Annotated in this window: 17 protein-coding genes and 1 pseudogene; 5 read left to right on the top strand and 13 right to left on the bottom strand. The window is 62.0% G+C overall.

Features of this window, described 5'->3' with window-relative positions; all coding sequences use genetic code 11:
• Positions 1-27 precede the first annotated feature (27 nt).
• Positions 28-1,917 carry a phosphogluconate dehydratase gene (gene edd, locus P9250_RS29960; protein WP_310396703.1) on the bottom strand — a complete coding sequence of 630 codons (1,890 nt, stop codon included), beginning with the start codon at positions 1,915-1,917 and terminating at the stop codon, positions 28-30.
• 298 nt (positions 1,918-2,215) lie between these two features.
• Between edd and P9250_RS29965 the strand changes: the two genes are divergently transcribed.
• The 3 genes and pseudogenes from P9250_RS29965 (at position 2,216) to P9250_RS29975 (ending at position 5,021) form a co-directional block, all read left to right on the top strand.
• Positions 2,216-3,055, top strand: coding sequence for a MurR/RpiR family transcriptional regulator (locus tag P9250_RS29965; protein WP_244826223.1), 840 nt, complete (start codon positions 2,216-2,218; stop codon positions 3,053-3,055).
• A 106-nt stretch (positions 3,056-3,161) separates the two neighbouring features.
• Positions 3,162-3,812 (top strand): annotated as a pseudogene (locus P9250_RS32670) (hypothetical protein); the annotation flags it as partial.
• Between the two features lie 318 nt (positions 3,813-4,130).
• Positions 4,131-5,021 carry a hypothetical protein gene (locus P9250_RS29975; protein WP_310396706.1) on the top strand — a complete coding sequence of 297 codons (891 nt, stop codon included), beginning with the start codon at positions 4,131-4,133 and terminating at the stop codon, positions 5,019-5,021.
• Positions 5,022-5,034: 13 nt separating this feature from the next.
• On the opposite strand, the gene P9250_RS29980 is transcribed toward P9250_RS29975, so the two are convergent.
• The 9 genes from P9250_RS29980 to P9250_RS30020 all read right to left on the bottom strand — a co-directional run bounded on the left by P9250_RS29980 (position 5,035) and on the right by P9250_RS30020 (position 14,447).
• Entirely contained in the window at positions 5,035-5,451 is a 417-nt protein-coding gene (locus P9250_RS29980; RefSeq protein WP_244826225.1) for a CopD family protein, read from the bottom strand.
• Between the two features lie 9 nt (positions 5,452-5,460).
• Entirely contained in the window at positions 5,461-6,732 is a 1,272-nt protein-coding gene (locus P9250_RS29985) for a glutamate-5-semialdehyde dehydrogenase (RefSeq protein WP_310396930.1), read from the bottom strand.
• A gap of 127 nt (positions 6,733-6,859) precedes the next feature.
• On the bottom strand, positions 6,860-7,960 hold the full coding sequence (holA, locus tag P9250_RS29990) for a DNA polymerase III subunit delta (RefSeq protein WP_250465635.1): 1,101 nt from the start codon (positions 7,958-7,960) through the stop codon (positions 6,860-6,862).
• A gap of 22 nt (positions 7,961-7,982) precedes the next feature.
• Positions 7,983-8,534, bottom strand: a complete 552-nt coding sequence (gene lptE / locus P9250_RS29995; RefSeq protein WP_244828112.1) for an LPS assembly lipoprotein LptE — start codon at positions 8,532-8,534, stop codon at positions 7,983-7,985.
• A gap of 53 nt (positions 8,535-8,587) precedes the next feature.
• Positions 8,588-11,182 (bottom strand): leucine--tRNA ligase, encoded by a 2,595-nt coding sequence (leuS, locus tag P9250_RS30000; protein WP_250492718.1) that lies wholly within the window; start codon positions 11,180-11,182, stop codon positions 8,588-8,590.
• 459 nt (positions 11,183-11,641) lie between these two features.
• Entirely contained in the window at positions 11,642-12,070 is a 429-nt protein-coding gene (locus tag P9250_RS30005) for a biopolymer transporter ExbD (protein WP_244826228.1), read from the bottom strand.
• A 14-nt stretch (positions 12,071-12,084) separates the two neighbouring features.
• Entirely contained in the window at positions 12,085-12,750 is a 666-nt protein-coding gene (locus P9250_RS30010) for a MotA/TolQ/ExbB proton channel family protein (RefSeq protein ID WP_244826229.1), read from the bottom strand.
• Between the two features lie 5 nt (positions 12,751-12,755).
• Entirely contained in the window at positions 12,756-13,553 is a 798-nt protein-coding gene (gene dapB / locus P9250_RS30015; protein ID WP_250509475.1) for a 4-hydroxy-tetrahydrodipicolinate reductase, read from the bottom strand.
• A gap of 102 nt (positions 13,554-13,655) precedes the next feature.
• Entirely contained in the window at positions 13,656-14,447 is a 792-nt protein-coding gene (locus P9250_RS30020) for an outer membrane protein assembly factor BamE (protein WP_250526245.1), read from the bottom strand.
• Between the two features lie 231 nt (positions 14,448-14,678).
• Between P9250_RS30020 and fur the strand changes: the two genes are divergently transcribed.
• Positions 14,679-15,107, top strand: a complete 429-nt coding sequence (fur, locus tag P9250_RS30025; RefSeq protein WP_244826232.1) for a ferric iron uptake transcriptional regulator — start codon at positions 14,679-14,681, stop codon at positions 15,105-15,107.
• A 185-nt stretch (positions 15,108-15,292) separates the two neighbouring features.
• Here fur and alc read toward each other — a convergent pair whose 3' ends face one another.
• Positions 15,293-16,312 carry an allantoicase gene (gene alc / locus P9250_RS30030; protein ID WP_310396711.1) on the bottom strand — a complete coding sequence of 340 codons (1,020 nt, stop codon included), beginning with the start codon at positions 16,310-16,312 and terminating at the stop codon, positions 15,293-15,295.
• 41 nt (positions 16,313-16,353) lie between these two features.
• A complete protein-coding gene (locus tag P9250_RS30035) occupies positions 16,354-17,673 on the bottom strand; it encodes a C4-dicarboxylate transporter DctA (protein WP_244828113.1) in 1,320 nt (439 codons plus the stop codon).
• A 230-nt stretch (positions 17,674-17,903) separates the two neighbouring features.
• Between P9250_RS30035 and P9250_RS30040 the strand changes: the two genes are divergently transcribed.
• A complete protein-coding gene (locus P9250_RS30040) occupies positions 17,904-18,599 on the top strand; it encodes a FadR/GntR family transcriptional regulator (RefSeq protein ID WP_244826234.1) in 696 nt (231 codons plus the stop codon).
• A 189-nt stretch (positions 18,600-18,788) separates the two neighbouring features.
• Here the strand turns inward: P9250_RS30040 and gap are convergent, their stop codons facing one another.
• Positions 18,789-19,799, bottom strand: coding sequence for a type I glyceraldehyde-3-phosphate dehydrogenase (gene gap, locus P9250_RS30045; protein ID WP_250509477.1), 1,011 nt, complete (start codon positions 19,797-19,799; stop codon positions 18,789-18,791).
• Positions 19,800-19,820: the final 21 nt, after the last annotated feature.

The following is a 19,820-nucleotide window of genomic DNA, read 5'->3' on the forward strand; positions in this document are numbered from 1 at the left end:
TTGTTTTAGGCAGCAACGGCCTTTGACTCAATGTGTCGCGTGCGCCTTCACGACATCGGGCGAGCGGTGCGACGGAGCAGACGCGGCGTCAAGCAGCGCGCCAAACACCGACGCGCCCTCTTCCGCCGGCAACGCCGCGTGACGGAACACGCCGAACAGCTCACGCCCGAAGCCCGCCTCGTTTTGCGCCTGATGCAGCGGCGCCTCCACTTCGCGCGCCGCCCATTCGTCGGCATCGATATCGACATCGAGCACGCCCGACGGCGCATCGATCACGATCATATCGCCCGTGCGCACCTTTCCGATCGGACCATGCAACAACGCTTCAGGCGATATGTGGATCACCGCGGGCACCTTGCCCGATGCGCCCGACATGCGCCCATCGGTCACGAGCGCCACATGGAAGCCCTGATCCTGCAACACGCCGAGCAACGGCGTCAATCGATGCAACTCCGGCATGCCATTCGCGCGCGCGCCCTGAAAGCGCACGACCGCCACGAAATCGCGCTTGAGCTCGCCCCTGTCGAACGCCTCCTGCACTTCTTCCTGCGAATTGAACACGATAGCCGGCGCCTTCACCACGCGATGCTCAGGCGCAACCGCCGAGATCTTGATCACACCCCGCCCGAGTTTGCCTTGCATGAGCCGCAAACCGCCATCCGGCTGAAACGGCTCGCCAATGCAACGCAGCACCTTGCTGTCATGACTTTCTTTAGCGCCGTCGACCCATTGGAGCTTGCCGTCGATGAGCTTCGGCTCCTTCGTGTAATGCGACAGCCCATGACCGACGACCGTCTGCACGTCCTCATGCAGCAAGCCGCCTTCGAGCAGATTGCGCACGAGGAACGCAACGCCGCCCGCCGCGTGAAAATGGTTCACGTCGGCCTTGCCGTTCGGATAGATCTTCGCGAGTAACGGCACGACCTGCGACAGTTGATCGAAGTCGTTCCAGTCGATGATGATCCCCGCCGCGCGCGCGATCGCCACCAGATGCAGCGTGTGATTCGTGGAGCCGCCCGTCGCCAGCAACGCGACGATGCCGTTGATGATCGCTTTCTCATCGACGACGTGGCCAATCGGCGTGTAGTGGCCGCGTTCGAGAGTGATATCCAGTACGCGACGCGCGGCCTCGGCGGTAAGTGCATCGCGCAACGGCGTATGCGGATGCACGAACGCAGCGCTCGGCAGATGCAGGCCCATCACTTCCATCAGCATCTGATTGCTGTTCGCCGTGCCGTAAAACGTGCATGTGCCGTGACCGTGATAAGCCGCCGCTTCCGCTTCGAGCAATGCGTCGCGGTTGCATTTGCCCGTCGCGAACTCCTGACGAACCTTCGCTTTGTCGTCGTTGGTGAGGCCGCTCGTCATCGGACCGGCGGGCACGAAGATGGTCGGCAGATGTCCGAACTGCAGCGCGCCGATGGCGAGACCCGGCACGATCTTGTCGCATACGCCGAGGCACAAGGCGGCATCGAACATGTTGTGCGTGAGCGCCACGGCCGTGCTCATGGCGATGACTTCGCGCGAGAACAGCGACAACTCCATGCCAGCGTTGCCCTGCGTGATGCCGTCGCACATGGCCGGCACGCCGCCCGCGAATTGCGCAATACCGCCGTGCTGCTGAGCCGCCTGCTTGATGATGTCGGGGAAGCTCTTGTACGGCGCGTGCGCCGACAGCATTTCGTTATAAGAAGACACAATGCCGATGTTCGGCTCGCGCACCGCCTTGATCGCGAACTTTTCCTGCCCTTCGAGACCCGCGAAGCCGTGCGCGAGATTGGCGCACGACAACGCGCCGCGCGCCGGAAACTTGCCGCGCGCGGCGTCGATGCGCGTCAGATAAGCCGAACGAGTGGACTTGCTGCGTTCGATCACGCGGTCGGTGACCTTCTTGAGTTGCGAATGCGGGGAAACCATCGGAGCTCCTTTGTCTCACTCCGGCGTGCTTGCCGTCGAGGTATTGGGTGGACGTCGCGAGGACTGGCAGCTATCTGATAATTTTGCGTCGTGCCGTGAAACGAAATGTTAGTAGAAAAACTACAAGCAGACAACTTGCGATCCGCCTTTATTTGTTAAGCGTTCGCGTATCTGGCGCTTTTACTGGCAGCGAACTCAGGGAAATCCCCTAAATCTACACATCAGATCGTGTAGTAAATGTACAAAGCAGCGATCAGCTATAGTCGCAGGCAATTTTCCAGCATAGGCGAGATTCCCGATGTTGCTGTCCCAAGTCGAGGCGATGCGAGAACAATTGCGCCCTTCGGAGCGCAAGCTGGCCGACTACGTGCTCGAAGCGCCGCGCGAGGTACTCGACTTGTCGATGACCGATTTTGCGGCGCGGGCAGGCGTCAGTCAGCCGACGATCGCGCGCTTCTGTCAGGCGTTGGGCTTTTCCGGCTTTCGCGAGTTCAAGATTCGTCTTGCTCAAAGCGTGGCAGGGGACGTTCCCACGGTTTATCGCGATGTCCGCAGCGACGAGCCGCCTGCGGGCGTTGCCGCGAAGGTTCTGGACCGCACCATCGGCGCGCTGATCCAGGTGCGCAACAGCTTGTCGTCGGACAGCGTCGCCGCCGCGATTGGCGTGCTGGCCAACGCGCGTCGCATCGAGTTCTATGGCGCGGGCGGATCGGGCATCGCGGCGCTGGATATGCAGCACAAGTTCTTCCGCCTCGGCGTGCCGTCGGTTGCGTATTCGGACCCGCATACCTATACGACTTCGGCGGCGCTGCTCGGACCCGGCGATGTCGTCGTCGCCATTTCCAATACTGGCCGCACAAAAGACATTCTCGACGCGTGCAAATCGGCAATGGATCGCGGCGCGAGCGTGATCGCTATCACGCATGGCAATTCGCCGCTCGCGCGCATGGCGAATATCGGGCTTTTCGCGAATGTCGACGAAGACACGGATATTTTCTCGCCGATGACTTCCCGCGTATCGCACTTGGCCATCGGCGATATTCTCGCGGTCGGCATGGCGTTGGCACGTGGCCCTGAGTTGGCTGCGCGTCTTGCCGAGGCCAAGGATGTGCTGGAACGAAGACGCGTCGACCTTTGATCGACGCAGCACATCGGCCGCGAATGTGACAGTTGGTTCAATCGGCTTACTTTGCCAGTATGATCATTTAGTATGAGCTTCAGCGATTAAGTGATCAGTAGAGCAAATGGAAACCAGCGGCGTATTTTCACTTGAACGTTTCGAGTCCTGTATCAATGGCGAAGACTTCGATGAAGCTCTCGCCCTGTTCGGCAAGTTCTCGGAACGGTTGGCAAGATTTCCGTATATGAATCTGGCCGACCTCATGTCCCACGGCGACGCCCGAGCGTTCGCCAATAGATCCGAGTCGGACGAGCATTTCGCCAGCCGCGTTTGTCATGCTTTAGGAAGCATGCTCGTGAATCCGCGATTCACCTGGACCGACGTTCGTTTGCAATCGTTGCAAGTTCAGCGTTCGCTCATCTGGAGCATCGCGGCTGCCACGTCGCCCGGTCATACCGACCATTTCGTGCGTGAGTTGCTTGCTCGTCGCCAAGGCAACGCCGACGCATCCACTCTTTCTGCCGACACCGCTCGACGCCTGAGCATTCTGTACAGCCCGGAATCACGCATCGACCTCGATATCGCGCAACTTTGGAACGCCGACCGCTCTTCGGCGTTGAGTCTTGCCATCGGTATCGGAGGAGAACAATTCGGCGGCAGCGCGATTGCGTGTGCACGACGCATCCGCTTGCTCGAATGGCTGACCGGCTCGATCGACAAACTGAATGAGTCGCCGCCGCTCGATCTGACGAGTCTCTGGGCGCTGTATATGCATTGCACTTATACCGAGGGAAACCGCCATGCCGTGAAACAAGGCATCAACGGTCTCGTGCGCCTGGGTCTTGCGAATTTCGGGCTGACCGATCTCGATACGACCAAGCCACCACCCGAGCGCGAACGGAACGCACGTCCGCTCATGCTGGTCGTCGCGGAAAGTTTCAACAGCGGGCATTCGATCGTGCGAACGCATTCCGCAACGCTCGCTGCGGCAAGACGTTGCTTCGAAACAGTCGCGTTCTGCGCACCTCGCTCTATCGACGATGCGGGTCGTCGGGTATTCGATCGAACTATCGATCTCCCGGAAGGCGCCAACGTGCTCGACCAAGTCCGCCTCATTCGCGACTTCGCACAAACGGAGCACCCAAGCGTGCTGTACATGCCCAGCGTGGGCATGTCGGTTCTGACCATTTTCTTGTCAAACATCCGCGTCGCGCCGCTGCAAATTGCGGCGCTCGGGCACCCGGCGACGACGCATTCGGACCGCATCGACTACGTCAGTGTCGAAGATGATTATGTCGGCGACCCGGCTTGCTTCAGCGAAAAACTCATGCGGCTGCCGAAGGACGGACAGCCTTATATCGCATCGAGTTTATTGAGCGCGGTTCCGGCCCGCACGCCGGTTGGCAAGAACCACACTGACATTGCCATCGCCGCGACGCCGATGAAGCTCAATCCGTCCTTCTTCACTGCCTGCAGGGCAATCGTGCAGCGGGCAGGGCCGCATGTGCATCTGCATTTCATTGTGAGCGGCAGCAAGGTGTTCACCTTGATGCACCTGAATCGCGTGCTGAGCGAGTATCTTCCTTTTGGCTCATTCACGATCCACGGTTTCTTGCCCTACGATGAATACGCCGAACAGCTCGCCAACATGGACATGTTCCTGAGCCCCTTTCCCTTCGGCAACACAAACGGAATCGTGGATGCCTTCACCGTCGGCTTGCCCGGTATCTGCAAAACGGGACCGGAAGTGTTCGAGCATATCGACGGCGCGATGTTCGCACGCGCGTCGATGCCGGAATGGATGGTCGCCACGACTGTGGACGACTACGTTGAGGCTGCCGTCCGGTTGGCGATTAACCGGGATGAGAGAGAAGCGCTACGCGCGTGGATGCTTGCGACTAAAGTCGTGCAACGCTTCTTCGAGGGACGGCCGGAAGTATTCGGCGAAATAGTGCTAGCGCTACTTGAACAGCGCGACGCGTGAAAATGGCAAGCAGCTAAAAAGGCTTGACCACGACAAGCAACGTCGCGCCTAAAAGACCCAGCACCGGCAATTCATTGAACATCCGATACCACTTGTCCGACCGCTTATTCTCGCCACGTTGAAACGTGTGCAGCAAGCGCCCGCAATAAGCGTGATAAACGATGATCAGCGCAACGACGGTGAGCTTCGCATGCAGCCAGCCCTGCCCCGCGCCAATGCCTACCACGAGCCACAACCAAAGCCCGCACGCCAGGGCGGGCACCGCGATGAACGTCATGAAGCGAAACAGCTTGCGCGCCATGAGCAGCAAGCGAGCGGTTGCAGCCGCGTCCTTTTCCATCGCGAGATTCACGAAAATGCGCGGCAGATAGAAAAGCCCGGCGAACCACGACGCGACCAGCACGATATGCAGCGATTTGATCCAGAGCATCGCGTGACCTTACTGACGCACTTCGCCGCGCCCGAGCACGACGTATTTTAGTGACGTCAGCCCCTCCAGCCCGACAGGTCCGCGCGCGTGCAGCTTGTCGTTCGAGATGCCGATTTCCGCGCCGAGACCGAATTCGAAGCCATCGGCGAAACGGGTCGATGCGTTGACCATCACGCTCGCCGAATCGACCTCGCGCAAAAAGCGCATGGCGCGATCGTGGTCTTTGGTGACGATGGCATCCGTATGATGCGAGCCATAGATGTTGATGTGCTCGATCGCTTCATCGAGGTCCTCGACGACCTTGATCGCCAGAACCGGCGCGAGATATTCCGTGGTCCAGTCGACCTCGGTGGCATCGACGAGCGAACCCACATTCGCCGCTTCGAGCACGGCGCGCGCAAGTCCGTCCACACGCAGTTCGACATCCTTCGCCTGAAACGCGCGCGCGAGCGCCGGCAGTGCCTCATGCGCGATGCCTCGCGCGACGAGCAGCGTTTCCATCGTGTTGCAGGTGCCGTAGCGATGCGTCTTCGCGTTGTCGCAGATCACCGCGGCCTTGGCGAGATCCGCGCGGTCATCGACATAAACGTGGCAGATGCCGTCGAGATGCTTGATCATGGGCACGCGCGCTTCTTCCATGAGCCGCGCGATGAGGCTCTTGCCGCCGCGCGGCACGATCACGTCGACGAACTCCGTCATGGTGATGAGCTTGCCGACCGCCGCGCGATCCGCCGTCTCGACGACCTGCACCGCATCTTGCGGTAAGCCGGCCGTTTCGAGGCCTTTGGCGATGAGCTTTGCAAGCGCCGTGTTGCATTCCAGCGCCTCGGAACCGCCGCGCAAAATGGTGGCGTTGCCCGACTTGAGGCACAGCGCGGCCGCGTCGATCGTCACGTTCGGCCGCGATTCATAAATGATGCCGATCACGCCAAGCGGCACGCGCATCTGCCCGACCTGAATGCCGCTCGGCCGATACTTGAGCCCGCTGATTTCACCGATGGGATCGGCCAGCGCCGCGACCTGATGCAAGCCCTCGACCATCGTGTCGAGCGCCTTGTCCGACAGCGTCAGACGGTCGATGAACGCTGCGTCGTGACCCTTCTCGCGCGCGCGGGCGAGATCGCGGGCATTCGCCGCTTTGAGTGCTACGCGTTCCTCGGCAATAGCGAGCGCCACCGCATGCAGCGCCGCGTTTCTGGCCGCCGTCGATGCCCGCGCCATGGCACGCGACGCCTTGCGCGCGCGCCGGCCAAGGTCGGCCATGTAGTGATCGATGTTCATCATGTGTCTCTTTGCGGGCCGCAGGCATCCGCAATGTCTGGATATCGCGCTCCGCCCGAACAACGGCGAGCGCTGAAAAAATCATTCTAAGCGGTTAAGCGTATTGCAACAGCGCCCGCTCAAGCGTCTAGCGACGAACTCGCGCCGGTGGCGCAACGGCGACGGCATGCGCGGCCTTGCTGGACTGCGCGACAGCCATGGCTAGCTCGAACATGCCGGCCCAGGGATCGGGCGGCGGTTCGCTGCCGCGCTTGCCCGTGCTCCCGGACAGCCCCTTCACCTGCCGATCCAGCCGCGCCGCCAGCGAAAGCGCCTTCTCCAGCGCTTCCTCGGTCACGCGCGAGAGCGCCGGGCCGATCAACCGTTCGCGCGGACCCCAGACGCGGTTCTCGCGCATGAGCGTGGCGAGCGGTTTGCCCGATGCCACGCCGCGCTTGATACGCAGCAGCGTACGCACCTCTTCGACCAGCGCCCACAGCACGAGCACGGCGGCTTCGCCTTCGCCCTTCAGACCGTCGAGCATGCGCGCGAGCCGGCCGATATCGCCGGTCAACATGGCCTCGTTGAGCTTGAAGACGTCGTAGCGCGCGACGTTCAGCACGGCATCGTGAATCTGCTCGAAACTCAATACGCCTTGCGGATACAACAGCCCGAGCTTCTGGATTTCCTGATGCGCCGCGAGCAGATTGCCCTCCACGCGTTCGGCGATGAACAGAAGCGCTCGCCGCCCTTCTTCCCCTGGCGCCACACGCTGGCCTTGCAACGAAAGCCGCTGACCGACCCACATGGGCAATTGCGCGCGTTCCACTGGATCGATTTTCAGCGCGACGCCCGCGCCGATCAGCGCCGTGAACCACGCGGACTTCTGCGTCGCGCCATCGAGACGCGGCAAGGTGACGAGCGCGAGGATGTCGGGGTTATTGGCGGCGGCGAGCGTCTTCAACGCTTCCGCGCCTTCCTTGCCCGGCTTGCCCGTGGGAATGCGCAACTCGATCAGTTGCCGGTCGCCGAAGAGCGACATCGACTGCGTCGCGCCGATCAACCCGCTCCAGTCGAAACCGCGCTCGACGGTAAACACCGTTCGGTCCGTGAAACCCGCCGCGCGCGCCGCGGCTCGGATGCGGTCGCACGCTTCCTGCGCGAGCAGGTGCTCGTCGCCATAAACGACGTACAGACCCTTCGGACCTTTCGCGAGGTGCGCTTCGAGCGCGTCGAGCTTCAACTGCATGATGGTCGATGAGCGCGCGCGATCAAAGCGGCGGCGTCGGCAACGGCGCGCGTGGCGCGATGCCCGGCGTCTGCTCGCTCGGCGCCGGATGCAGCGAACGCACGACGGCAAGCCGGCGCGTCAACTGATCGACGGCGTCGTTACGCATGTCGTTGTAGAGCAGCGTCGCTTCCTGCGATTTCGCGAGCGTGTACTGGTCGCTGTAGGTCATTGCGCGATTCAGCGCGATGACGCTAGGCGGAATCAACAACGTGCCGTCGGCGCCGAGCAGCGAATACGTCAGCCGGAAATCGAGCTCGTATTCCTGCACCACGCCCTGCGAATTCAGACTCAGCGTGCCCATGCCCGTGCCCTCCGACAGCGACAAAGTGGCGTCCGGCTTCTCGCCCGCCTTGACGATGACCGTATCGCTGCCGCCCTGCACCATGCGTTCGAGCCGCGCGACCATTTGCGGCGTGCCGCCCGAAATGGAGAGCCGCTTGAACGCGTAGTCCTGCTGTCCGCGCAATTGGAAGCCGCACGCGGATACGGCGAGCGCGCCGCCAAGCAGCGCCAGAAACGAACGCCTGCCCATGCCGGTTGCCTCGACTCGTTTTCCGGTCACATCCACTCCCTTGGCGCTCATCATCAGACGACCACGTTGACGAGGCGTCCCGGCACCACGACGACCTTCTTCGGCGCACGCCCTTCGGCAAACTTCTCGAACATCTCGTGCGCAATCGCGGCCTTTTCGATGTCTTCGCGCGATGCGTCCTTCGCGACCGTCAGCGCGCCACGCACCTTGCCGTTGACTTGCAACACGAGTTCAATCTCCGATTGTTCGAGCGCGGCTTCGTCGACCTTCGGCCACGGCGCATCGAGCAGCGGACCGAAGCTATCGGCGTAACCGAGTTCCGACCACAACTGAAACGTGACGTGCGGCACGACCGGATACAGCACGCGCAACAGCACGCTGAAGGTTTCGTTGAGCACGCCTTCGCTCGACTGCTTCGCGCCTTCGAGCGCGTTAAGCATCTTCATCGCGGCCGAAACGACCGTGTTGTACTGCAGGCGGCCGTAGTCGAAGTCGGCTTGCTTGAGCACCGTATAGATTTCGCGGCGCAGCGCGCGATCGGCATCGTTGAGTTTCGATGCATCGAGCTTCGCGTGCTGACGCAGCGCTTCAGCGTTGTCGTGTCCGAAATGCCACACGCGGCGCAGGAACCGGCTCGCGCCTTCCACGCCCGCGCCCGACCATTCGAGCGATTGCTCCGGCGGCGCGGCGAACATAACGAAAAGACGCGCTGTATCCGCACCGTATTGGTCGATGAGCGTCTGCGGGTCCACGCCGTTGTTCTTCGACTTCGACATCTTCTCGACGCCGCCGAGCACGACCGGCTGACCGTCCGCGTTCGAGGTCGCGCCCGTGGGGCGGCCCTTGTCGTCGTGCGTGACGGTGACATCCAGCGGGTTGTACCAGGTCTTCTTGCCCGCCGCGTCTTCGCGATAGAACGTCTCGTTGAGCACCATGCCCTGCGTGAGCAGATTCTTCGCGGGTTCGCCGAACTTCACGAGGCCCATGTCGCGCATGACCTTGGTCCAGAAGCGCGAGTACAGCAAGTGCAGAATGGCGTGCTCGATACCGCCGATGTACTGGTCCATCGGCATCCAGTAATCGGTGCGTTCGTCGACCATGGTCTTGGCGTCCGGCGCGCTGTAGCGCGAGAAGTACCAGGAAGAATCGACGAAGGTGTCCATCGTGTCGGTCTCGCGCTTCGCCGCCGCGCCGCATTTCGGGCACGCGCAATTCAGGAACGCTTCGGACTTCGCGAGCGGATTGCCCGTGCCGTCCGGCACGAGGTCTTCCGGCAGCACGACCGGCAAGTCTTTTTCCGGCACCGGCACGTCGCCGCAACTCGGGCAATGGATGATCGGAATCGGCGTGCCCCAGTAGCGCTGACGCGAAATGCCCCAGTCGCGCAGACGCCAGGTGATCTGCTTGTCGCCGAAGTCTTTCGCTTTCAAGTCGGCGGCGATCGCGTTGATGGCTTCCTCGGTCGTCATGCCGTCGTACTTGCCGCTGTCGACGAGACGCCCGGCGGTTTTGTCGCCGTACCATTCCTGCCAGGCATCGGTCGAATATGTCTTGCCTTCGACGGCGATGACCTGCTTGATCGGCAAGCCGTATTTCTTCGCGAACGCAAAATCGCGCTCGTCGTGCGAGGGCACGCCCATGACCGCGCCTTCGCCGTAGGACATCAGCACGTAGTTGCCGATCCACACTTCGACCTGTTCGCCCGTCAGCGGATGCGTGACGAAGAAACCGGTGGGCATGCCCTTCTTTTCCATGGTGGCGACATCGGCTTCCGCCACGCCGCCGCGCTTGCATTCCTCGATGAACGCCTGCAAGTCCGCGTTGTCGCGGGCAAGGCGCGTGGCGAGCGGATGCTCCGCAGCAATCGCCGCGAAGGTGACGCCCATGATGGTGTCGGCGCGCGTGGTGAACACGCGCAGCAGCTTCGCCTCGCCATCGATCTCATACGGGAAACCGAAATTCACGCCGAAGCTCTTGCCGATCCAGTTCTGCTGCATGATCTTGACGCGCTCGGGCCAGCCGAGGCCTTCGAGATCGTCGAGCAACTGGTCCGCATAGTCGGTGATGCGCAGGTAGTACATCGGAATTTCGCGCTTCTCGACGAGCGCGCCCGAGCGCCAGCCGCGCCCGTCGATGACTTGCTCGTTCGCGAGCACGGTTTGATCGACCGGGTCCCAGTTCACCGTGCCGGTTTTCTTGTACGCGATGCCCTTTTCCAGCATCTTGAGAAACAGCCACTGGTTCCACTTGTAGTACTCGGGCGAGCAGGTGGCGACTTCGCGCGACCAGTCGATGGCGAGACCCATCGACTGCATCTGCTTCTTCATGTACGCGATGTTTTCGTAGGTCCACTTTGCCGGCGGCACGTTGTTCGCCATGGCCGCGTTTTCGGCGGGCATGCCGAACGCGTCCCAGCCCATCGGCATGAGCGTGTTGTGACCGTTCATGCGCAGATAACGGTACATCACGTCGTTGATGGTGTAGTTGCGCACGTGACCCATGTGCAGCTTGCCCGACGGATACGGCAGCATCGAGACGCAATAGAACTTGGGCTTGGCCGACGTCTCGGTCGTCCGGTAGACGTCGTTCGCGCGCCAGTTGCTCTGCGCGGCGGATTCGACGTCGGCGGGTACGTATTTATCGTGCATGGTGTGGTGGCTTTACGCAAATGCTGGGAACGGACCTCGGACGCGCTTTGCGGCGTGTCGGTCTGGATTGGCGCTGCGCCCGGTGTTTCGTCCTGCTGCTGACGAGCAACGCAAAGCACGGGCAAAGGGCGATTATACCGTCGTGTCAACTTGCTCAGGCGATGGCGGCAGGCTTCGAGATGCGTGTGCAGGGCTTTCTGGCGGAGGCGGCGCGGTGCTTGGCGACGATGCAAAGCTTCGAGCGCCCGCCGGTGAGAAGTCAAACGCCGCCAAGTAAGCCGATCGAGCGACATACGCGCAATGCAAGCTTGATCGAGGAGCGCATTAGGATTGTGCCGCGCTTCGCGTCTCCCGTCGCTGCAAAGCTCAAGTGTACGAAGCGGGAAGATACATTTGACCGGCATGTTGAAGTTGCATCCCGCCCGGCGCCGCCAACCGCCGCAAAACTAAAGGACGCGCCTACCGCGCCGGTTGCCCGACCGCTTGCGTAACGAACCCAATCCGCTCCAACCCCGCCTGCTGCGCCGCGCCCATTACCTGCGCGATGACCTCGTAGCGCGTCGCGCTCGACGCCCGCAAATGCACTTCGGGCTTTTGCGCGGCCTTGGCGGCATCCGCGAAACGCGCGCGCATGTCGTTCATGCTGATGGGCGCGTCGTTCCAGTAGAGCTTGCCTGCATCGTCGATGGAAAGCGTGATGGTCTGCGGCGTCTCGCGCGCCGGCTGCGACGCGACTTTCGGCAGATCGAGCCGGATCGCATGCGTGAAAAGCGGCGCGGTGATAATAAAGATGACGAGCAGAACGAGCATGACGTCGATGAGCGGCGTCATGTTGATGTCCGCCATTGGCGCGTTATTGGGCTTTTTGTCGAGTCCGCCGAACGCCATCGCCTCGCGCTCCCCTACTTGCCTTCACCGCACACGAACGTGTGCAGATCGTGCGCGAAGCCGTCGAGTTCCTCGGAAATCTGCCGCACGTAGCGCCCGAGCACGTTGTAGGCGAGCACCGCCGGAATGGCCACGACGAGCCCGAAGGCCGTCATGATAAGCGCCTCGCCAACCGGACCGGCGACGGTTTCGATCATTGCCTGTCCGCTCGCCGCAATGCTGGTCAGCGCGTGATAAATGCCCCACACAGTCCCAAGCAGCCCGACGAACGGCGCCGTGCTGCCCACCGACGCCAGCAGAACCTGCCCGAACTCCAGCCGCCGCTGTGAATTCAGCAACGCTTGGCGCAACGCGCGCAGCACGCGTTCGCTGCGTTCCACGCGCGCGAGCAACGCGCCCGGCATCTCGGCTTCCGACGCACGCCACGCAGCCTCGGCGAGCGGCAGATATACGCGCTCGCGATCGACTGCACGCAAGGCGCCGATGCCGTCCTTGAGCGTCGCCGCCTGCCAGAACCGCTGCACCCCGCGCGGCCCCTGACGCTTCGCGCGCGTGAGCACCCACGCCTTTACCAGCAGAAAACACCAGCTCGCGAACGACATGGCGAGGAGCACGCCCGCAATCGCATGCGTGACCGCGTCGCCGCTTTGAAGATAATGAATGACGCCTGTGGCCGCCATGAATCTCAGCGCAGCCCGAGGACGTCCTGCATGTCGAAGAAGCCTTTGTCGTGGCTCGCGAGAAACCTCACCGCGCGCAGCGCGCCCTGCGCGTAAGACAGACGGCTCGCCGATTTATGCGTGATCTCGACGCGCTCGCCGATACCCGCGAACATGACCGTGTGATCCCCGACGATATCGCCGCCGCGAATGGTCGCGAAACCGATAGTCGATGGGTCGCGTTCGCCGGTCACGCCTTCGCGCGCGTAGACGGCGCAGTCCTTGAGGTCGCGGCCAAGCGCCTTGGCCACTGCCTCGCCCATGGCGAGCGCGGTGCCAGAAGGCGCATCCACCTTGTGCCGGTGATGCGCCTCGATCACTTCGATGTCGTAGCCCTCCGCGAAGTGCTTCGCCGCGAATTCGAGCAGCTTGAGCGTGACGTTCACGCCAACGCTCATGTTCGGCGCGAACACGACGCCGATCTTCGCGCCCGCGGCTCGCAATTGCGCCTTCTGTTCATCGGAGAAACCGGTCGTGCCGATCACCATCTTCACGTTGTGACGCAGCGCGGCTTCGAGATGCGCGAGCGTGCCCTCGGGGCGCGTGAAGTCGATCAGATAATCGGCGGCGGCGAACACGCGTTCGATGTCGTCGGTGAGCAGGACGCCCGTGGTCTTGCCGAGAAACGCGCCCGCGTCCTGGCCGAGCTGCGGCACGCCGGGCCGGTCGAGGGCGCCGACGAGTTCCGCGTCGGGATCGTTGAGAACGGTTTCGATCAACATCCGGCCCATGCGGCCCGATGCCCCGGCGATGGCGATCTTCATGGCTGTCTCGTGTCGAAGCGCGCAACGGTCACGCGCTGGATGATGCAGATTGGAAGCAACGGGAACCGCGCGAGGAGCGCGCCGGTTCCCGTCTGCGCCGCGTTACTGCGGCATGGAGAACTGCGTCTGACCACCGGCGTTGGAAGGCGTGGGCGACGTGCTCGCCGGGCCTACCGCGCTGCTATCCGGAATGTTGATTTGCTGCGGCTTGCGCTGCAACTGGATCTGCGAGTTGCTGCCGCCCGCGCCCGCCGAACCCGGCGCACCGCCCGCGCTTTGCGGCGCGCTGCTGTAGGCCGAAGAGCGCTGACGGCCCGTTGGCGTATCCACCTGAGCGGTCGCGCGATTCGCGGCCTGCGCCGCTTGCTGGTTCGCGTCGCCCGAAAAAGCCGCGGCTGCGTTTGGCTGCGTGGAAGGCTCGCCCGCCGGAGCGGTCACGGCCACGGTGGATGCCGCGACCGGCGCGGAAGCGGGAGGCACCGCGGCCTTCGCGACCTTCACGCCCTTGTCGCCGTCGATTTCCGCGAGCAGTTCGAGGTTCGAAGGCAGATTCTCGCCGCCCGACCAGCTCACCACGCGCTCGCTCGCGAAGTTCACGACGAAGTCGCGCTGCTGCACGACCGACGTGGAACCGCGCTTGAAGTAAAAGACGTAGTCCCAGCGATCCGCGTGGAACATGTCGGTGAGAAGCGGCGTGCCGAGAATTTGCTTGACCTGATCGCGCGACATGCCGACCTGCATCTGGCTTGCTGCTTCTTGCGAAACGAAATTGCCTTGCACGACCGTGATCCGATACGGCGTGATGCTCTGCGCGATCTTCTGCGTGATGCTGTCGTAAGTCGAGCAACCGGCCAGCAATGCGGCCACGGTTGCAGCGATCATGGTTCCCCGCATGCGACGGCTCTCCCTGCAATTCGATAAAATTTTTGAGAACATTTCAACCTTTCGCGCGAGGCGTTTTCGAAGGCCGCGCCAATCCAAGCCAATCCAAGCCAATACGTGAGCCAATACGCGACAGTCACGTGCTCATGCGGACCGATCCGTGTCATTTCTGTTCATGATGTCGGGAACGGTCAAAACGCATTACTATGAGAACCTCAAATTGTACTCTAGGGATGCCTAGCCATGACCAATCCCGCCGATCTCAAAAATATCGGGCTCAAGGCGACCCTGCCCCGCCTCAAGATTCTCGAAATCTTCCAGCACAGTCCGGTGCGCCATCTGACCGCTGAAGACGTGTATCGAAACCTGCTCACCGAAGAGCTGGATATCGGTCTCGCCACGGTTTATCGCGTGCTCACGCAGTTCGAGCAAGCCGGACTTTTGTCGCGGAGCAATTTCGAATCGGGCAAGGCCGTCTTCGAACTCAACGAAGGTTCGCATCACGATCACCTCGTGTGCATCGACTGCGGCCGCGTGGAAGAGTTCTTCGACGCCGAGATCGAACGCCGTCAGCAGTCCATCGCGAAAGAGCGCGGCTTCAAGCTCCACGAGCATGCGCTGGCTTTGTACGGCGCCTGCACGAAAGAAAACTGCCCGCACCGCAAGCATTGAGCGGATGCGCCGGGTGTCCGGCGCGCGATAGGCAAAACCGCCGCCCATCGGCAACGATGGACGGCGGTTTCATTTCGCCTGTACGATTTGCGAGATGCGTATGCGCACGATTCGCAATTACGTTCACGTACCTTGATCGATGAACGCGAACGCTTGGCGCGCGAGCAAGACAAGCATCGGCGTCTTCATTGAATTTCGCCGAAGACGCGCAGCCGCGACACGCCGCCATCCGGAAAAATATTGAAGCGCACGTGCGTCACGGGCCCGAGCTTCGCGAGCTCCTTCTCGAAGCGATGCACCTTGTCCATAGCGAGTTTTTGCTCGTCGAGCAGTACAGGCCAGAACATGGCTTGCGTCACGAGCGATTCATCCGTGCCGCCCTCCACACGCGCCGCCTGCAGCGAGCAGCGATCCGGGAAATTGCCTTTGAAATGCGCGGTATCGACTTCGACCACGCGGATCACGCCGGGCGCGGCCAGCGCCACGATCGCCCAGTCGTTGCCCGGCTCGCGACGGCGACGCGTTTCCCAGCCATCGCCCATATTCACGCCGCGTCCCGGCATCAGCATTTGCGATGCTGGCCCGAAGTGCTGATTGTTCGCCGCGACCAGATACGCGCCGTTCTCGACAGCCGCGAGGTCCAGCAGCGTGCCGCGCTCGATGCGCGAAAAATCCGTCTTCGGCTGACCATACACACGTAGCCGCGCGATCCCGCCATCGGGGTAAATGTTCACGCGCAAGTGCGTGTAAGCGCGCGTATCGGCGATCTCGACATAGTGATGACGATTGCCCTGCAAGGTCGTCGCCGGCACGATCTCGCGCCAGTCGCCGTCTTCGGGCGCGCTCGCCGGATCGGCGTTCGGGCTGTAGCACGCCTCGACCGACGCGGCCGGCGGAAAGTTGCCCGTGAAATGACTCGTATCGATATCGATGCCGTGAATCGTGCCCGCGCGCGCGAGCTTGACGACGCAGAAGTCATAGCCCGTCGTGCGCTTGCGGCGCGTTTCCCAGCCGTCCATCCACTTGCCGTGTTGGTCGTATTTGCCGGGAATGAACACCGCCGGCTGCGGCTCCAGCATGCGTTCCTTCGGCGCGAAGAATTCGTCCGTGGCGAAGAGCGCCTGCGCGCCGAGACGCGGGTCCGCGAGGTTCATATAGCGGCGCGTAAAGGCGGGCGCATCGGGATCGAAAATCGGATTTGCCATTCGTATGTCCTTTTATTTGAAGATCGAGCGCAGCTTCGGCATCAGATCGCGTGCGCGTTCTCATGCCCATGCGAGGTTTCGGGCGCGGCCGGCACGAAGCGATAATCCGCGTCCTGGTCGAGCACACGCCTGGCGCGCGCCCGGTCGATGTCGTTCTCCCACACGGCTACGACCACCGTCGCCACGCAATTGCCGATGAGATTCGTCACCGCCCGCGCAATGCCGACGAACCAGTCGACCGGCAGAATCAGCACGAGACCGAGCACGGGAATCGCGGGAATGGCCGACAGCGTGGCCGCAAGGATCACGATGGCCGAGCCGGGAATGCCGTGCGCGCCCTTCGAAGTCACGAGCGACACGAGCACCACGACGATCAGGTCATGCAGCGAAAGCGGCGTGTTGGTCGCCTGCGCGATGAAGATCACCGCGAGCGTGAGGTAGATCGAGAAGCCGTCGAGGTTGAACGAATAGCCGGTCGGAATCACGAGGCCGACGGTCGAGTCCTTGATGCCCATCCATTCGAGCTTGCGCATGATCTGCGGCAGCACGGCATCGGACGATGCAGTGCCGAGCACGATCGACAATTCTTCGCGCAGATAGCGCACGAGCTTGAAGATGGAGAAGCCCGCGAGGCGCATCACCACTGCGAGCACGACGAACACGAAGAGGAAGCAGCTTGCATAGAACACGGCCACGAGCAGGCCGAGTTGCTTCAACGATTCGACGCCGTACTGCCCGGTCGTGAACGCAATCGCGCCGAGCACGCCGAGCGGCGCCAGCTTGATGATGAACGCCATGATGCGAAAGAACACGTGCGAGAGTTCGTCGATCAGACCGGTCACGCGTTTCGCCTTGTCGCCGAGCAACGAGAGCGCCGAGCCGAACAGCACGGAGAACACCAGCACTTGCAGGATGTCGCCCTTGGCGAAGGCGTCGATGGCGGTATCGGGAATGATCTTCAGCAGAAAACCCGCCGTGTCCTTGAGGCTCTTCGCGTGTTCCGTATAGGTCGTGAGCGACGACGCGTCGAGCGTATGCAGGTCGATATTCATGCCGACGCCCGGACGCGTCACCCACGCGAGGATCGCGCCGATCACGAGCGCCAGCGTAGTCATGATCTCGAAGTAGACCACCGCTTTCAGACCGACGCGCCCGACCTTCTTCAGATCGCCCGCGCTCGCCATGCCACTGACGACGACGCAAAACACGATTGGCCCGATCACCATCTTGATGAGCTTGAGAAAGCCATCGCCGAGCGGCCGCAGCGACTGGCCGAAGTGCGGGAAAAGCGCGCCGACCACGATACCGATGACCAGCGCGATCATCACCCTGCCGAACAGCGAATTCAGGAATCTCGACACGACCTTCTCCTTGTCGTTGAAGGGTTTCATTTCCGGGCAACTGTTCCGACTGGTCGGACCAGTGCTGTGATGAGGCATATTAGAAAGCCGATATAACCGCGTCAAGCAACGCGTGCTAACGGTTTACCCTGTTGCCTGCTGGCATGGAATCGCTTGATTCGAACCGGAGCACACGCGTACGAAAGGCGCGCATACAATGGCGGTCAGACCGGCCATTCCCAATTCTTCCTATGAAAAACGTTCCGCATACCGTGACCGATGCCGCCATCGCGACCATTCGCGAGCGTATCGAGTCAAGCATGTATCCCGTGGGCAGTTTGCTGCCCGCGCAGCGGCAACTATCGGAGGAACTGGCGATCAGCCGTGCTTCGTTGCGCGAGGCGCTGACCACGCTCGAAGCGCTCGGCATGCTGCACATCCGTCCCGGCAAGGGTGTGTATGTGAGCAGCGCGCAGGCGTCGAGCGCGCATGGCTGGCGGTTTGCCGATCAGGCGTCGTTGCCCGATACGTATCAGATGCGCTTCGCGCTCGAAGGATTCGTCGCGCGGCTGGCGGCGCATTCCATCGGCGACGCCGACATCGACTGGCTCGATGACAATCTGAACGCGCTGCAAGGCGCGCTCATGGCGGCGGAACTCGAGGAAGCCGCGCAACTCGACTTCGCATTTCATATGCGTATCGTGAGTCTCGCGGGCAATGCGGCCATCGAGTCCATCTTGCGTGGCAGCGCCGACATCATGAAAGAGAGCCAGCGCTTGCCGTTCTATCGGCGCGAGCTCGTGCTTTCGACTTATAACGAACACATGGTGATCGTCGAAGCACTCAAGGCGCGAGACGGCGAGAAAGCCGGCATTGCAATAGAGCGGCACATCGTCAACGCGGCGCAACGCGCGGGCGTGCATTTTCCGGTGCCACACCGAGCGTAGGTCCGGCCTTTCCAGCGATGCGCTGTCGAATCGATCTCAGGGGCACGGCATCGGCGAACGCGGCTGCGGCGGCTGCGGCTTACGTCGTGTCGCATTGCCGGCAGCAATTTCGCGTAAGCCGGAACACGCGCGGGAAAAGAAAAGCCGCTCCGAAGAGCGGCTTTTTTTACGTCGGTCAGTGCAGCAAGCTTACTTCGCGTTCGCGAGCGCTACAGCCGTGTCCAGCATGCGGTTCGAGAAGCCCCACTCGTTGTCGTACCAGCTCGACACCTTCACGAGACGGCCCGACACCTTGGTGAGCGTTGCATCGAACGTCGACGAAGCCGGGTTGTGATTGAAGTCGATCGACACGAGCGGCGCCTCGTTGTAGCCGAGAATGCCCTTGAGCGAACCTTCCGCTGCATCCTTCATGATCTTGTTGACTTCCTCGACCGTCGTATCACGTGCGGCGATGAAAGACAGATCGACCACCGACACGTTGATGGTCGGCACGCGAATGGCATAGCCGTCCAGCTTGCCGTTCAGTTCCGGCAGCACGAGACCGACCGCCGAAGCCGCGCCCGTCTTCGTCGGGATCTGGCTATGCGTGGCCGAGCGTGCGCGACGCAGGTCTTCGTGATACACGTCGGTCAAAACCTGATCGTTCGTGTAGGCGTGGATGGTGGTCATCAGACCGTTCACGAGACCGATCTTGTCGTTCAGCGGCTTGACGAGCGGTGCGAGACAGTTCGTCGTGCACGACGCGTTCGAGATGACCGTGTCGGATGCCTTCAGCACGTGGTGGTTCACGCCATACACGATGGTCGCGTCCACGTCCTTGCCACCCGGCGCCGAGATGATGACCTTCTTCGCGCCACCCTTGATGTGCGCGCTCGCTTTTTCCTTCGTCGTGAAAAAGCCCGTGCATTCCAGCACGACGTCGACGTTCAACTCGCCCCACGGCAGTTCGGCCGGGTTGCGGTTGGCCAGCACGCGAATCTTGTCGCCGTTGACGACGAGGTAATCGCCGTCCACCGACACTTCGCCCGGGAACTTGCCGTGCGCCGTGTCGTACTGCGTCAAATGCGCGTTCGTCTTGGCATCGCCGAGATCGTTGATGGCGACGATCTCGATGTCGTGTTTCTTGCCGTTTTCGTAGAAAGCTCGCAGCGTATTGCGGCCGATCCGGCCGTAGCCGTTGATTGCAACGCGAATCGTCATGGTCAATCTCCTGATGGCTAA

This window comes from Caballeronia sp. LP006 (assembly GCF_031450995.1).
In the GTDB taxonomy this organism is placed as follows: domain Bacteria; phylum Pseudomonadota; class Gammaproteobacteria; order Burkholderiales; family Burkholderiaceae; genus Caballeronia.

Bases quoted from the DNA above. Each gene is read 5' to 3' on its own strand.
- edd (WP_310396703.1), bottom strand. From the start codon at position 1,917: ATGGTTTCCCCGCATTCGCAACTCAAGAAGGTCACCGACCGCGTGATC.
- P9250_RS29965 (WP_244826223.1), top strand. From the start codon at position 2,216: ATGTTGCTGTCCCAAGTCGAGGCGATGCGAGAACAATTGCGCCCTTCG.
- P9250_RS29980 (WP_244826225.1), bottom strand. From the start codon at position 5,451: ATGCTCTGGATCAAATCGCTGCATATCGTGCTGGTCGCGTCGTGGTTC.
- P9250_RS29985 (WP_310396930.1), bottom strand. From the start codon at position 6,732: ATGAACATCGATCACTACATGGCCGACCTTGGCCGGCGCGCGCGCAAG.
- holA (WP_250465635.1), bottom strand. From the start codon at position 7,960: ATGCAGTTGAAGCTCGACGCGCTCGAAGCGCACCTCGCGAAAGGTCCG.
- lptE (WP_244828112.1), bottom strand. From the start codon at position 8,534: ATGGGCAGGCGTTCGTTTCTGGCGCTGCTTGGCGGCGCGCTCGCCGTA.
- leuS (WP_250492718.1), bottom strand. From the start codon at position 11,182: ATGCACGATAAATACGTACCCGCCGACGTCGAATCCGCCGCGCAGAGC.
- P9250_RS30005 (WP_244826228.1), bottom strand. From the start codon at position 12,070: ATGGCGTTCGGCGGACTCGACAAAAAGCCCAATAACGCGCCAATGGCG.
- P9250_RS30010 (WP_244826229.1), bottom strand. From the start codon at position 12,750: ATGGCGGCCACAGGCGTCATTCATTATCTTCAAAGCGGCGACGCGGTC.
- dapB (WP_250509475.1), bottom strand. From the start codon at position 13,553: ATGAAGATCGCCATCGCCGGGGCATCGGGCCGCATGGGCCGGATGTTG.
- P9250_RS30020 (WP_250526245.1), bottom strand. From the start codon at position 14,447: ATGCGGGGAACCATGATCGCTGCAACCGTGGCCGCATTGCTGGCCGGT.
- fur (WP_244826232.1), top strand. From the start codon at position 14,679: ATGACCAATCCCGCCGATCTCAAAAATATCGGGCTCAAGGCGACCCTG.
- alc (WP_310396711.1), bottom strand. From the start codon at position 16,312: ATGGCAAATCCGATTTTCGATCCCGATGCGCCCGCCTTTACGCGCCGC.
- P9250_RS30040 (WP_244826234.1), top strand. From the start codon at position 17,904: ATGAAAAACGTTCCGCATACCGTGACCGATGCCGCCATCGCGACCATT.
- gap (WP_250509477.1), bottom strand. From the start codon at position 19,799: ATGACGATTCGCGTTGCAATCAACGGCTACGGCCGGATCGGCCGCAAT.